Origin of the sequence: Arthrobacter bussei (genome assembly GCF_009377195.2) — a bacterium.
GTDB lineage: Bacteria > Actinomycetota > Actinomycetes > Actinomycetales > Micrococcaceae > Arthrobacter_D > Arthrobacter_D bussei.
On sequence record NZ_VJXX01000004.1, the window covers coordinates 86,503 to 99,336 of the forward strand.

Consider the following 12,834-nt stretch of genomic DNA (forward strand, 5'->3'; position numbering starts at 1 on the left):
TGGGATCATTGTCGAGGCTTCACGCGTTGAACCCCCGGCACCGTACCGAGACGAAAGGGCGCCTGTGAGAATCCCGCCGTCCGTCGTCGGACTCTGCGCCCTCGCGCTGGCCCTGGCCGGATGCAGTCAGGGTGATCCTTCGCCGACCGGCACCACGCTCACCATGCCCGCCGGCCCGTACGCCGAGCCGGCTCCGGGTGAGGGGCCGGCGTCGGGTGCCCCCTCGCCCGATGCCGGCGGGGCCACCGGTTCCGCGGCCACCGATCCCTCGCCCCACTGCGTGATCGTGGCCGGCGGGATGACGACGGCGATGCTCGCACCCCTGAGCCTGCGGTCCTCGACCGACGCGGAGGACCTCGAGACCCTCGAGGAGCAGCTCCTCGTCCTCCGTGACAAGGTGCCCGCCGAACTCCACGACGACTTCACGCGGCTGGCCACCTCGGTCGAGGCGCCGCCCGAGGGCTCGGGCACCTTCGACGAGAAGGCGTTCCGCCGGGCGATGACGCCCGTGCAGGACTGGCTCGGCCGGCACTGCGACCGTTCCTGACACCGTCCCCGGTCCGTCCCGTCCGATCCCGGCGCCGCAACGCGCTGACGTGCGACGACGACGCGCTCGCGTCCCGCGGGCTGCACGCCCCGTGGCTTAGGCTGGGGCACGAGCGAAAGGGACGTCGATGACCGAGCAACCCATGGGGCAGCCACTGCCCGTCCTGCAGGACGCGCCAGCCGGCAGGACCGTGATCGGGGATCCGGCCGCCGTGAAGATCGCGGCGATCGCCGCCCGCGCGGTTCCGGGAGTGTACGCCCTGGGTCCGGGGACGGGACGGGCGCTCGGTGCCATCCGCGACGCCGTCGGCGCGAACGACCTCTCGCACGGCGTGAAGGTGGAGATCGGACAGACGCAGCTGGCCGTGGACATCAGCCTCGTCGCCGACTACGGGTTCGCCCTCAACGCACTTGCCGACGCGGTGCGCGCCGCGGTCTACGACGCCCTCACGGACCTGGTGGGACTCGAGGTGATCGAGGTCAACATCGAGGTGCTCGACGTGCATCTGCCCCCACCCGCGGAGTCGAGGACCGAGTCGAGGACCGAGTCGAGGGCCGAGTCGAGGGCCATGGTGTCGGGGACCGCCGGGACCAGGCGGATCGAGCCCGGGTCGGCCGGACGCGTCCGCCCGACGGGCGCCACCCAGCTCGAGCAGGCGGGCGAGTGACGCGATGCTGACACCCACCACCATCGGCATCGCCGCCGGCGCCGTCCTCGCCTTCGCGGCGCTCATCTTCGGGTTCTGGGGCTTCCTCCTCACCCTCGTCCTCATGCTCTGCGGCGCCGTCCTGGGGCGGATCGCCGAGGGGAAGCTCGATCTCCGTGGCGTCCTTGACGCCCTGGCCGGCCGTCGCTCGTCCTCGTGACCGGAGAGGTACCTCCGGCAGGCGCGCCCGTCCGGCCCCCGAGCGTCGGCCCCGTGGACGCCGCAGGTCCGCGGGACGCCGAGGGTGCACGTCCTGATGCCCGCCCCCGCGAGGGCCACAACCGCATCACCACGCAGGCCCTCACCAGCACCGCGCGCGCCGCGACCGCCGAGGTGCTCGGCGTCGCACCCACACAGGTGAAGGCGTCCTTCACGGATGACGCCGGCCTCCTGGCCCTCCAGCTCGCCCTGCCCCTACCGGTACCGGCGCTCACCCGGGTGGCCGAGGATCCGTCCGTCGTCGACTCCTTCGGCGGACCCCTGTGGTCGCGGGCCGATGCCGCTCGCGGGCAGATCCTCGACCGCGTCCAGCACCTGACCGGCGCACGGCTCAGCCGCGTCGACATCCGCATCATCGGCAGCACCGTCACCCGGGGGGCGAGGGTCCTGTGACCGATGATCCGCTCGACCGGTCCACGGCCGCCGGGACCGCACGCCTCGTCCGGCGCGAGATGCACTCCTCCCGCGCCGTGCCCTCCGTGGTGACGGCGGTGGTCCTGGTGCTGGTGTGCCTCGTGCTGCTGTTCGAGGCGGTGCTGCAGGCGGTGGGGGACCGCCCGTTCCTCGTGGACCTCGACGCCGCTGCCGCGTGGGTCGGGGCTGTCCCGGCCGGTGTCCCGGCGTCGCTCCTCGGTGCGGGCTCCTTCCTGCTGCTCGTGCTCGGTCTCCTGCTCCTCCTGCTCGCCCTGCTGCCGGGGCGCCGTGCCCGCTACACCATCCCGAACGGGCGTGCCGCCGTCGTGGTCGACGCCGAGGTCGTGGCGTCCTCCCTCGCCCGCCGCGCCAGGGCGGCAGCCGGCGTGGCTCCCGAGCAGGTCCTCGTGACGGTGGGGCGGTCGTCCGTCACCGTGCAGATCCGTCCCACGTCCGGGATGCCCGTCGACGCCGACGCGGTCCGCGCCGCGGTGGCCGACGACCTGCGACGCTCCGGTGTGGAACCCGCACCGCGGATCTCCGTCGTCGTGGCCGACACGGGGGTGATCGGTCAGTGAACACCACTCCGCGCCTGCTCAACCGACTCCTCCTCGCCGTCGTCGGGCTCATCGCCCTCGCGGTCGGCGCCTTCGGGCTCGCGCTCCTGGTGGTGCCCGGCGTCGCTCCGTGGTGGAACCGGACGGCGCCGCGGATCGGGGACCGCATCGACTCCGTCCGGACCGGGACGACGCTCGAAGGACAGGCCGACACCTGGCTGTGGATCGCCCTGGCCGCCGTGCTCGTTCTCGCGATCGTCCTGCTCGTCCTGTGGATCGCCGCGCAGGGCCGGGGGCGCACGGGCCTGTTCGCCTCCGTGGGCGGCCGTCTCGGGCGCACGGCGCCCGCCCGGCAGGGCGACGACGACGGGGGCGTGCCCGGGACGGTGACCATCACCGCCGCCGCCGCGGAGCAGGTGCTGAAGGCCGCGCTGCTGGAGCGGTCGGACCTCGCCGGTGCGTCCGTGAGCACCTGGGAGATCCGCGGTGTTGCGGGCCTGAGGGTCAGGGTGTTCCCGAGGAAGGGCGTCCCTCCCTATGCGGTCGCCGAGGAGGTCTCCCGCCTGGTCGAGGCGCTGGACGCCGTCACGGGGTACCGCACGCCGGTGCTCATCAGCATCACCTCGGGGGCCCGCGCACGGTTCATGCGCACCGAGCGCGTCGACTAGCTCTGCTGCGCCCATGCGCGGCGATGTCCGGGATCTCCCGCCGGATGCGCAGGGGGTGCGACGCGCGTCACGTTTCGGTATCGAATGCCCGGACCCGCCCGAGCCCCTTGTGAGTGCTCATGTAAGCGCTTACTGTTCAGGTACACATCAGTGAGGCGGCGCAGTCGAGGCGGGCAACCAGGTTGCCGAGGCACCCTCGCGGTCCGCAGGACAAAGGAGTCTGTTCCATGGCGATACTTCGCTCACGCAAGTTGATGGTGCCCGTCGCGGCACTCAGTGTTTCCCTCCTCGCTCTCGCAGGCTGCGGATCAGGAGGCTCCGACAGCGCCGGCTCCGGTGATGCGGACTGCGCCGACTACGAGACGTACGGAACGTTCGACGGCGCCGAGGTCAGCGTCTACTCGACCATCGTCGACCTCGAGGCCGAACTGCTCGAGAACTCCTGGGCGGACTTCGCCGAGTGCACCGGCATCGAGGTGGCCTACGAGGGGTCCAAGGAGTTCGAGACGCAGATCGGCGTCCGCGCCCAGGGCGGCACCGCTCCGGACCTGGCGATCTTCCCGCAGCCCGGCCTGCTGGCCGACCAGGCCTCCAACCTCGTCGCCGCCCCCCAGGCCGTCTCGGATCTCGTGGACGAGAACTGGTCGGAGGACTGGAAGAAGTACGGCACCGTGGACGGCACGTTCTACGCCGCTCCCATGCTCGCCAACGTCAAGGGCTACGTCTGGTACGTCCCGGCCACCTTCGAGGAGAACGGCTGGGAGGTCCCCACCACGTGGGACGAGATGACCGAGCTGACGGAGCAGATCGCGGGCGAGGGCGGCGACGTCAAGCCCTGGTGTGCAGGTTTCGAGTCCGGTGAGGCCACCGGTTGGCCGGGCACCGACTGGGTCGAGGACGCGGTACTCCGCGAGCACGGCCCGGAGGTCTACGACCAGTGGGTCACGCACGAGATCCCCTTCAACGATCCCCAGATCGTCGCGTCCTTCGACCGGGTCGGCGAGATCCTGAAGGACGACAGCAACGTCAACGGCGGCTTCGGCGACGTCCGGTCCATCCTTTCCACGCCGTTCGCCGAAGCCGGGCAGCCGGTTCTCGACGGCCAGTGCGCCATGCACCACCAGGCGTCCTTCCAGGCAGCCAACTGGCCGGAGGGCACCAACGTGGCGGAGGACGGCGATGTCTGGGCCTTCATGACCCCGCCGATCGATGCCTCGCAGGGCACCGCGATCACCGGCGGAGGCGAGCTCATCGGCGCCTACGCCGATCGTCCCGAGGTGCAGGCGCTGCAGACGTACCTCGCGAGCGCCGAGTTCGCCAACGCCCGCGTCTCGCAGGGCGGTGCGATCAGTGCGAACAAGGGACTCGACCCCGCGAACGCGCAGTCGGACCTCGACCGCCAGTCGATCGAGCTGCTGCAGGACCCCGAGACGGTCTTCCGCTTCGACGGCTCCGACCTGATGCCCGGCGCCGTGGGCGCGAACTCCTTCTGGAGCGGCATCGTCAACTGGATCAACGGCTCCTCCACCGAGGAAGTCACGCAGTCCGTCGAGGACAGCTGGCCCAGCTCCTGATGCACTGACGTCCGGTGCCGGCCCGCGGGTCGGCGCCGGACGTCGTCGACGGCACGGGGTACACCACGCTCGCCGCGGTGTACCCCGTGCTGCCGGCCCTCCCCCCATCACGTCATGCGCACCAAGGAGGCTGTGCTGTGGAAGATATTGCAGAAAAAGGGCTACAGGTGGTGGTGGGGCTCGCCGTCTTCGCAGCCATCATCGGACTGATCATGCTGCTCGTCGATCGTGCCCCCAAATCGGGCCGCGAGAAGGTGCAGATCGCCGGGTTCCTGGCTCCGGCACTCGTCCTGCTGGCGGTAGGCCTCGTCTACCCTGCCCTCCAGACCTCGTACCTCTCCCTGACGGATCGCAACGGCGAGTTCGTGGGACTGGACAACTTCGTCTGGATGTTCACCCAGCCGGAGGCGCTCGTCACCCTCAGGAACACCGTCATCTGGGTGGTCCTCGTGCCGCTGCTGGCCTCGTCGATCGGTCTGGCCTACGCGGTGTTCATCGACCGGGCCCGCGGCGAGAAGGCGCTGAAGGCCCTGGTGTTCATGCCCATGGCCATCTCCTTCGTCGGCGCAGGCGTCATCTGGCGCTTCGTCTACGCCTACAAGGGCCCGGAGCAGGACCAGATCGGACTGTTCAACCAGATCCTCGTGTGGCTGGGACAGGAACCGAAGCAGTTCCTGCTCGACGCACCCGAGAACACCCTCTTCCTCATCGCCGTCATGATCTGGATCCAGACCGGATTCGCCATGGTGGTGCTCTCCGCGGCCATCAAGGGCATCCCGACCGAGATCGTCGAGGCGGCGAGACTCGACGGCGCCAGTGCATGGCAGCAGTTCCGGAACGTCACCATCCCGACGATCCGCGGTTCACTCATCGTCGTGGTCACCACCATCACGATCGGCACGCTGAAGGTCTTCGACATCGTCCGGACGATGACTGCCGGCCAGTACGAGACCTCCGTCGTGGCCAATGAGATGTACACCCAGGCGTTCAGGGCGGGTGAACCCGGCCGGGGTGCCGCACTCGCCCTGGTCCTGTTCCTGATGGTGCTGCCCGTGGTCGTCTACAACGCCCGGCTGCTCCGCAAGCAGAAGGAAATCCGATGAGCACCGTTCCCCTGGAGAACAAGAAGAACCTCCTGCCGGACGTCGCCGACGACGCCACGCAGGGCCGCCCCACCATGCAGCGCCGGGTGAAGCAGCGCCTCACCTCGCGGACCGCGACGGCCGCTGCCGTCATCATCGCCGTCATCTGGACCATCCCGACCTTCGGCCTGCTGATCTCGTCCTTCCGCCCGGAGGACAACATCAAGGGCAACGGCTGGTGGAACGTCATCACGGACCGCCAGTTCACCCTCGAGAACTACGCCGACGTCCTCAGCCCGGGCGGCAGCCAGTCCCCGAACCTGCTGTCCTACTTCGTGAACTCGCTCGCGATCGTGATCCCCGGGACCATCTTCACGCTGGTCCTCGGGGCCATGGCGGCCTACATGTTCGCGTGGGGGCGCTTCAAGGGCAAGGACAGCCTGTTCATCTTCGTCTTCGCCCTGCAGATCGTCCCCCTCCAGATGGCCCTGATCCCGCTCCTGCAGCTGTTCACGCAGGTCCTCAAGTTCGGCGACTTCCAGCTCCTGCCGAGCGGCACCTATGCCCAGCTCTGGGTGGCCCACACCATCTTCGGGCTGCCCCTGGCCATCTTCCTGCTGCACAACTTCATCGCCGAGATCCCCGGTGAGGTCATCGAGGCGGCACGGGTGGACGGCGCCGGACACAGCACCATCTTCTGGCGCATCATCGTCCCGCTGGCGACGCCGGCGCTCGCGTCGTTCGGCATCTTCCAGTTCCTGTGGCTGTGGAACGACCTCCTGGTGGCCCTCGTCTTCTCGGGCGGCGGGGCCGACGTCGCCCCGATCACCCAGCGGCTCGCGGAACTCCAGGGGTCGCGCGGCGGCGAGTGGCAGCGCCTCACCGCCGGTGCCTTCGTCTCGATCATCGTGCCCCTCGCCGTCTTCTTCGGACTGCAGCGGTACTTCGTCCGAGGGCTGCTGGCTGGCGGCCTGAAGGGCTGACCGTGACGAGCATCGACGACGTCGCAGCCTCCCTCGGGGTGTCCACGGCCACCGTCTCCCGGGCCCTCCGGGGTCTCCCCGGCGTGGCGGAGGAGACCCGTGCGCGGGTCACCTCGACGGCGAAGGAGCTCGGGTACGTGCCGTCGTCGGCCGCCTCCGGGCTGGCTTCCGGGCGCACCATGGCCCTGGGCGTCCTGGTCCCGGTGATCGATCGCTGGTACTTCTCCGCCGTCCTCGAGGGCGTGGACCGGCAACTGCGCGCCGCCGGCTACGACCTGATCGTCTTCAGCCTCGGCGGGGCCGGGGTGAACCGTGACCTGGTGTTCCACCGCTCCATCCTCCGCAAGCGCATCGATGCCCTGCTGGTCATGTGCATGCACCTGACGGAGGAGGAGCGGAAGGCCGTGCAGCAGCTGGAGTACCCCAGCATCGTGGTCGGCGGGGCCGTGGAGGGGGTCCGGCACGTGGGTATCGACGACGCCGCGGCGGCACGCGACGCCGTCGAGCACCTCATCTCCCTCGGCCACACGAGGATCGCCCACATGCGCGGCGGAGGGTCCTTCGACATCGACTTCGAGGTGCCGCGCATCCGCGAGCAGGCGTTCCAGGACACGATGGCCGCGCACGGTCTGGGTGTGCGGGAGGAGTGGTCCGCGTTCGGCGACTTCCGGTTCGCGACGTCGCGGACGTCCGCACTCACGCTCCTCGAGGACCCGGAGGACCGGCCGACGGCGGTGTTCTGCTCGTCGGACGAGATGGCCTTCGGTGTGCTGAAGGCCGCGGCGGAACTGGGCATCGACGTACCGGGAGAGCTGTCCGTGATCGGCATCGACGACCACGAGTTCGCGGAGCCGATGGGCCTGACCACCATCCGCCAGGACCCCGAGGACCAGGGTGCCTTCGCCGCGGACCTCCTGCTCGGCGAGCTGCTGCGCAACCAGCCGGCAGACTACCCGCCGTCGCGGCCGCACACCCTCGTCGAGCGCTGGACGACGGGTCCGGTCAGGGCCTGATCCGCCGCCGTCGTGCCGATCCGGGAGGGCACCGGCGCGCCCGTGCACAAGGAGCGGACACCGGGCAGCTTCCGGCGGTTCGGTCGAGCGGGGCGGCGACGGCAGGCTCAGGAGGAGCGGGCGAGCTGCCGGATGGGGATCCAGCGTGAGGCGAGCCGCCGGTAGGACGCCGCGGCGCCCATCATGTCGGCCTCGGCGAGGCTCTCGATGCCGAGGCGCACGTCCATCGGCGAGTCGTCGGGGAAGACGCGGTCGGCGACGGGACCGTAGTCCACCTCGACCACCGCATCACGGCGGAACACCTCGAGCCACTCGACGATCTCCGTGAGTTCGTCGAGGAGGTCCATCTCCGGGGCGCCGATCGCGAGCTGGGCGACCGAACGGCGTCCGCGGTCGATGCAGTCGCCGATCCTCGCCGTGACGCGGACGGTGGTGACGCGGCCGTCGTCCTCGACGACCTCCGTGAGGTCGTCCTCGTGCATCAGGGCGAACCAGGCGAACGGTACGCCCCACGTGGCCGACCGCGTGTGCAGCTTGGCGACGGAGTCGGCGAACGTGTCGGGATCGAGCCGGGCCTGATGGGCCTCGCGTGCCACCTCGGGGACGAGCACATCGATCAACGGACCGCGCAGGCTCTGGTCGAGCGACTCGGCGGCCAGGGTGGTGCGGACGGCCAGCTGGTTGGGGCAGTAGTAGGGAGCCGTCGCGCCGTTGAGGCCGGGGAAGTGCGTCACCCTGACGAGCTCGGGCTCGTGGTGGGGGAACGGATCGGAGACCGGGCGCATCACCCGGCGCAGCGACTGCTCCTGCTCCATCGACTCCGTCAGCCCGCGCTCACGGGACCGCTGCTCCAGGATCACGAGCTGCTGTGCGTCGGAGAAGGCGTCGAGGGGCTCGTAGACGCGGAGGTAGGAGACGTACGGGAAGGGCCGGGCGCGGGCGCCCCCGCGGCTCACGGCCCGCTGAGTTCCACGATGACGGGGGCGTGGTCCGAGGCGCCCTTGCCCTTGCGTTCCTCACGGTCCACGAAGGCATGGGTGGCGCGTTTCGCGAGGGCGGGGGAGCCGAGCACGAAGTCGATGCGCATGCCCTCCTTCTTGGGGAACCGCAGCTGCTTGTAGTCCCAGTAGGTGTAGAGGCCCGGGCCGGGGGTGAACGGACGGGCGAGGTCGGCGAAGCCCGTGTCCAGGAAGGCCTGGAAGGCGGCGCGCTCGGCCGGGCTCACGTGGGTGTAGCCGCCGTCGACGAAGAGGTCGATGTCCCACACGTCCTCGTCCTGCGGGGCGATGTTCCAGTCACCCATGAGCGCGATCTGCGCCTCCGGGTCCTCGGTGATCCACTGGGCTGCGTGGCCGCGGAGGGTGTCCAGCCAGTCGATCTTGTAGGGCATGTGCGGGTCGTCGAGGGCACGCCCGTTCGGGACGTACAGGCTCCACACGCGGACACCGCCACAGGTCGCCGCGATGGCGCGGGCCTCCTGCACGGCTTCGGTGCCCGGCTTGCCGAAGGTGGGCTGGTCGGGGAAGGTGCGTTCGACGTCGTCGAGGCCAACCCGGGAGGCGATGGCGACGCCGTTCCACTGGCTCAGACCGAAGTGCGCCACCTCAAACCCGCTGTTCTCGAACAGGTCCCAGGGGAAGTTGTCGTCCTTGCACTTCGTCTCCTGCAGCGCGACGACGTCGACGTCGGACCGGTTGAGCCAGGCTTCGACGCGGTCGGCGCGGGCACGGAGGGAGTTGACGTTCCAGGTGGCGATCTTCACGGTCCCTACGTTACCAACGGCGCTGTTTACTCCCGCCACCAGGAGTCGAAGACGGTCACGGGTACCGTCCGCTTGTGCCGCGTGATGTAGTAGCGGTGCTCGATGGCCTTCGCTGCGTCGGGGTCCACGTCGCGACCCTCGAGGTAGTCGTCGATCTGCTCGTACGTCAGGCCGAGCTCGTGCTCGTCGGCCTGGCCCGGCAGGTCGTCGAGCAGGTCCGCCGTCGGGATCTTGTTGTACAGGGCGGCGGGTGCGCCGAGCTCCTGCAGCAGTGCCCGGTTCTGGCGCTTGTTCAGGCCGAACAGCGGCAGGATGTCAGCCCCGCCGTCACCGAACTTGGTGAAGAAGCCCGTCACCGATTCCGCGCCGTGGTCCGTACCGATGACCAGCAGGTTGTGCTGGCCCGCGATCGCGTACTGGGCCACCATCCGGGCACGGGCCTTGGTGTTGCCCTTGGTGAAGTCGGTGACCCGCTCCCCGAGGGCGTCCGCGTATTCCTGCTGGATCCCGTCCACGGCGGGGGCCACGTTGAAGACCTTCGAGGTGCGGGGTCCGATGAAGGCGAGCGCGGCCTGCGCGTCCTCCTCGTCCTTCTGCACGTTGTAGGGCAGGCGCAGGGCGATGAAGTCGGCGTCCGCTCCCTCGGAGCGCAATTCGTCCACGGCGAGCTGGGCGAGCCTGCCGGCGAGCGTCGAGTCGAGCCCACCGCTGATGCCGAGGACGAAGCCCCGGGTGCCCGTGGACCGGACGTACTCCTTCAGGAATCCGACACGGCGGCGCACCTCTGCAGCCGGGTCGATGGTGGGCTGGACGCCCATCTCCGCAATGATCTGAGCCTGGGTTTCACGCATGCCCCAAGGCTACTCCCGTTCCATTTCTACAAGGTTACGAAATCGGGGGGAATCTCGGAGCGGGGCCGGCGGGCCGCCCCACCAGCTGCCGGACCCGCAGGTGCTCCCGCGGGTCCGGCAGCCGGTCGGGTGCACCCGGCGTGCTCCGCCCCGGACTACTGGCTGAACGCCGCGTCGAACGAGGTGTCCGACGGCGAGAAGTCGAAGCGCTTGAGGAAGGCGAGCGCCTCGGGAGCGCCCTGCAGCCGGTCCATGCCGGCGTCCTCCCACTCCACCGAGATGGGGCCGGTGTAGCCGATCGCGGTGAGCGCCCTGAAGCTGTCCTCCCAGGGCACGTCGCCGCGGCCGGTCGAGACGAAGTCCCACCCGCGACGCGGGTCCCCCCAGGGCAGGTGCGAGGACATGATGCCGTTGCGCCCACCGCCCATGCGCATCTTCGTGTCCTTGCAGTCCACGTGGTAGATCCGGTCCTTGAAGTCGGAGATGAACGCCACCGGGTCGATCTGCTGCCACATGAAGTGGCTGGGGTCCCAGTTGAGGCCGAAGGCAGGGCGGTGGCCGATGGCCTCGAGGGTGCGCTGCGTGGACCAGTAGTCGTAGGCGATCTCCGAGGGGTGGACCTCGTGGGCGAAGCGGACACCGCACTCGTCGAAGACGTCGAGGATGGGGTTCCAGCGGTCGGCGAAGTCCTGGTACCCGGCCTCGATCGTGGACGCCGGAACCGGTGGGAACATCGCGACGTACTGCCAGATGGAGGAGCCGGTGAAGCCCACGACGGTGTCCACGCCGAGCTTCTTCGCGAGTCTCGCGGTCAGCTTCATCTCCTCGGCGGCGCGCTGCCGGACGCCCTCCGGGTCGCCGTCGCCCCACACCTTCGGGCCGACGATCGCCTGGTGGCGGAAGTCGATCGGGTCGTCGCAGACGGCCTGGCCCTTCAGGTGGTTCGAGATGGTCCACACCTTGAGGCCGTTGCGCTCGAGGATGTCGAGGCGGTCCTGGATGTAGGCGTCGTCGTCCCAGCGCCAGGCGTCGAGGTGGTCGCCCGAGACGGCGATCTCGAGTCCGTCGTAGCCCCACTGGCCGGCCAGTTCGGCGACCTTCTCGAAGGGGAGATCGGCCCACTGGCCGGTGAACAGGGTGAATTTGCGGGACATTCTGGCTCCTTGGAAAAGGGTGGTCGGGGGCTGTGCCGCTAGATGATGCTGGTCCAGATGCTGTCGCTGGCGGCGCTGCGCTCCACGCCGGCGAGGACCTTCTGGACCTGGAGACCGTCCGGGAAGGAGGGGGTCGGCTGTCGTTTCTCCGAGACGGCCTCGATGAAGTCCTTCGCCTGGTGGACGAAGCCGTGCTCGTATCCGAGGGCGTGGCCCGCAGGCCACCACGCGGAGAGGTAGGGGTGGTCCGGTTCCGTCACCATGATCTCGGTGAATCCCTGCCGCGTCTGCGGTGCCGTCGCGTCGTAGAATCCCAGCGAGTTCATGCTCTCCAGGTCGAAGGAGATTGCGCCCGTGGTGCCTGCCACTTCCAGACGCAGCGCGTTCTTCCGCCCGGTGGACATCCGCGTCGCCTCGAAGGAGCCCACCGCTCCGCCGTCGAACCGGCCGGTGAACAGCGCGAGGTCGTCGACGGTGACCTGCCCGCGATCCAGGCCGGGCGTACCCCCGAGCCCGATCGCGTCGAGGGGGATCGGACGCTCGTGCACGAAGGTGTTGAGCAGGCCGCTCACCCCGGTCACCTTCTGGCCGGTGATGAACTGTGCCAGGTCGACCGCGTGCGCTCCCAGATCGCCGAGTGCGCCTGATCCTGCCTGATCCTTCTTCAGGCGCCACGTGAGCGGTGCCTCGGGATCGACGAGCCAGTCCTGCAGGTAACTGGCTCGGACCTGGCGCACGTCGCCGATGGCGCCGGAGAGGACGAGATCCCGTGCGAAGGCCGCTGCCGGGACCCGACGGTAGGTGAAACCGACCATCGCGAAGACATCGGTGCCGGCGCGGTCGGCGGCGTCCGCCATCGCTTCGGCTTCCTCCAGGGTGTTGGCCAGGGGCTTCTCGCACAGGACGTGCTTCCCTGCAGCGAGCGCCGCGATGGCGATCTCGGCGTGGGAGCCACCCGGCGTGACGATGTCGATGACATCGATGTCGTCACGGTCGATGGCCTCCCGCCAGTCCGTGGCGGTCTCCTGCCACCCCCACTTCTCGGCTGCTGCATCCACCGCCCCGGCACTCCGGCCCACGAGCAGCGTCATCTCGGGCCGGACGGGCAGGTCGTGGAACCGCGGTGCGACCCGCCATCCCTGGGAATGTGCGGCTCCCATGAAACCGTGCCCGATCAGGGCGATCTTCAGGGGCGCGACGTCGTGGGGCATAGTTCCTCTATCTCGTGGCGGGCGCAGTGGGTCGGCGCGGGGTCGGTGCACCCCGGTCCGTGAAGACCGGGGTACACCGTCGATCCCCCGGCC

Annotated in this window: 15 protein-coding genes; 10 read left to right on the plus strand and 5 right to left on the minus strand. The window is 69.7% G+C overall.

The window, feature by feature from the left end; genetic code table 11:
- The first annotated feature begins 64 nt into the window (after positions 1 to 64).
- The 10 genes from FNH21_RS12420 to FNH21_RS12465 all read left to right on the plus strand — a co-directional run bounded on the left by FNH21_RS12420 (position 65) and on the right by FNH21_RS12465 (position 7,763).
- A complete protein-coding gene (locus FNH21_RS12420) occupies positions 65 to 547 on the plus strand; it encodes a hypothetical protein (protein WP_152816161.1) in 483 nt (160 codons plus the stop codon).
- A 127-nt stretch (positions 548 to 674) separates the two neighbouring features.
- Positions 675 to 1,214: an Asp23/Gls24 family envelope stress response protein gene (locus tag FNH21_RS12425; protein ID WP_152816163.1), complete on the plus strand. Its 540-nt coding sequence runs from the start codon at positions 675 to 677 to the stop codon at positions 1,212 to 1,214.
- A gap of 7 nt (positions 1,215 to 1,221) precedes the next feature.
- A complete protein-coding gene (locus FNH21_RS12430) occupies positions 1,222 to 1,413 on the plus strand; it encodes a DUF2273 domain-containing protein (RefSeq protein WP_152816447.1) in 192 nt (63 codons plus the stop codon).
- Positions 1,414 to 1,466: 53 nt separating this feature from the next.
- Entirely contained in the window at positions 1,467 to 1,865 is a 399-nt protein-coding gene (locus FNH21_RS12435) for a hypothetical protein (protein ID WP_191931932.1), read from the plus strand.
- The gene (locus tag FNH21_RS12440) at positions 1,862 to 2,464 is read left to right on the plus strand and encodes a DUF6286 domain-containing protein (protein ID WP_152816166.1); all 603 of its coding nucleotides are present in this window, start codon (positions 1,862 to 1,864) and stop codon (positions 2,462 to 2,464) included. The genes FNH21_RS12435 and FNH21_RS12440 overlap by 4 nt, the downstream gene beginning before the upstream one ends.
- Positions 2,461 to 3,111, plus strand: a complete 651-nt coding sequence (locus tag FNH21_RS12445; RefSeq protein ID WP_191931933.1) for a hypothetical protein — start codon at positions 2,461 to 2,463, stop codon at positions 3,109 to 3,111. The genes FNH21_RS12440 and FNH21_RS12445 overlap by 4 nt, the downstream gene beginning before the upstream one ends.
- Positions 3,112 to 3,338: 227 nt before the next feature.
- Complete coding sequence (locus tag FNH21_RS12450) at positions 3,339 to 4,685, plus strand: ABC transporter substrate-binding protein (protein WP_152816169.1); 1,347 nt, start codon at positions 3,339 to 3,341, stop codon at positions 4,683 to 4,685.
- Between the two features lie 137 nt (positions 4,686 to 4,822).
- Entirely contained in the window at positions 4,823 to 5,788 is a 966-nt protein-coding gene (locus FNH21_RS12455; protein WP_191931934.1) for an ABC transporter permease subunit, read from the plus strand.
- 74 nt (positions 5,789 to 5,862) lie between these two features.
- A complete protein-coding gene (locus FNH21_RS12460) occupies positions 5,863 to 6,750 on the plus strand; it encodes a carbohydrate ABC transporter permease (protein ID WP_422108780.1) in 888 nt (295 codons plus the stop codon).
- A gap of 2 nt (positions 6,751 to 6,752) precedes the next feature.
- Positions 6,753 to 7,763, plus strand: coding sequence for a substrate-binding domain-containing protein (locus FNH21_RS12465; protein ID WP_191931935.1), 1,011 nt, complete (start codon positions 6,753 to 6,755; stop codon positions 7,761 to 7,763).
- Between the two features lie 107 nt (positions 7,764 to 7,870).
- Here the strand turns inward: FNH21_RS12465 and FNH21_RS12470 are convergent, their stop codons facing one another.
- The 5 genes from FNH21_RS12470 to FNH21_RS12490 form a co-directional block, all read right to left on the minus strand.
- On the minus strand, positions 7,871 to 8,719 hold the full coding sequence (locus FNH21_RS12470) for a DUF8083 family protein (protein ID WP_191931936.1): 849 nt from the start codon (positions 8,717 to 8,719) through the stop codon (positions 7,871 to 7,873).
- On the minus strand, positions 8,716 to 9,525 hold the full coding sequence (locus FNH21_RS12475) for an exodeoxyribonuclease III (RefSeq protein WP_191931937.1): 810 nt from the start codon (positions 9,523 to 9,525) through the stop codon (positions 8,716 to 8,718). The genes FNH21_RS12470 and FNH21_RS12475 overlap by 4 nt, the downstream gene beginning before the upstream one ends.
- Before the next feature lie 26 nt (positions 9,526 to 9,551).
- Complete coding sequence (gene nadE, locus FNH21_RS12480; protein ID WP_152816178.1) at positions 9,552 to 10,376, minus strand: ammonia-dependent NAD(+) synthetase; 825 nt, start codon at positions 10,374 to 10,376, stop codon at positions 9,552 to 9,554.
- Between the two features lie 155 nt (positions 10,377 to 10,531).
- On the minus strand, positions 10,532 to 11,530 hold the full coding sequence (locus tag FNH21_RS12485; protein WP_152816181.1) for a sugar phosphate isomerase/epimerase family protein: 999 nt from the start codon (positions 11,528 to 11,530) through the stop codon (positions 10,532 to 10,534).
- A gap of 38 nt (positions 11,531 to 11,568) precedes the next feature.
- The gene (locus FNH21_RS12490; RefSeq protein WP_191931938.1) at positions 11,569 to 12,741 is read right to left on the minus strand and encodes a Gfo/Idh/MocA family protein; all 1,173 of its coding nucleotides are present in this window, start codon (positions 12,739 to 12,741) and stop codon (positions 11,569 to 11,571) included.
- Positions 12,742 to 12,834 lie beyond the last annotated feature (93 nt).

Excerpts from the sequence above, each read along its gene's own strand:
- FNH21_RS12425 (WP_152816163.1), top strand. The coding sequence starts at position 675 with ATGACCGAGCAACCCATGGGGCAGCCACTGCCCGTCCTGCAGGACGCG.
- FNH21_RS12490 (WP_191931938.1), bottom strand. The coding sequence starts at position 12,741 with ATGCCCCACGACGTCGCGCCCCTGAAGATCGCCCTGATCGGGCACGGT.
- FNH21_RS12460 (WP_422108780.1), top strand. The coding sequence starts at position 5,863 with ATGCAGCGCCGGGTGAAGCAGCGCCTCACCTCGCGGACCGCGACGGCC.
- FNH21_RS12485 (WP_152816181.1), bottom strand. The coding sequence starts at position 11,530 with ATGTCCCGCAAATTCACCCTGTTCACCGGCCAGTGGGCCGATCTCCCC.
- nadE (WP_152816178.1), bottom strand. The coding sequence starts at position 10,376 with ATGCGTGAAACCCAGGCTCAGATCATTGCGGAGATGGGCGTCCAGCCC.
- FNH21_RS12450 (WP_152816169.1), top strand. The coding sequence starts at position 3,339 with ATGGCGATACTTCGCTCACGCAAGTTGATGGTGCCCGTCGCGGCACTC.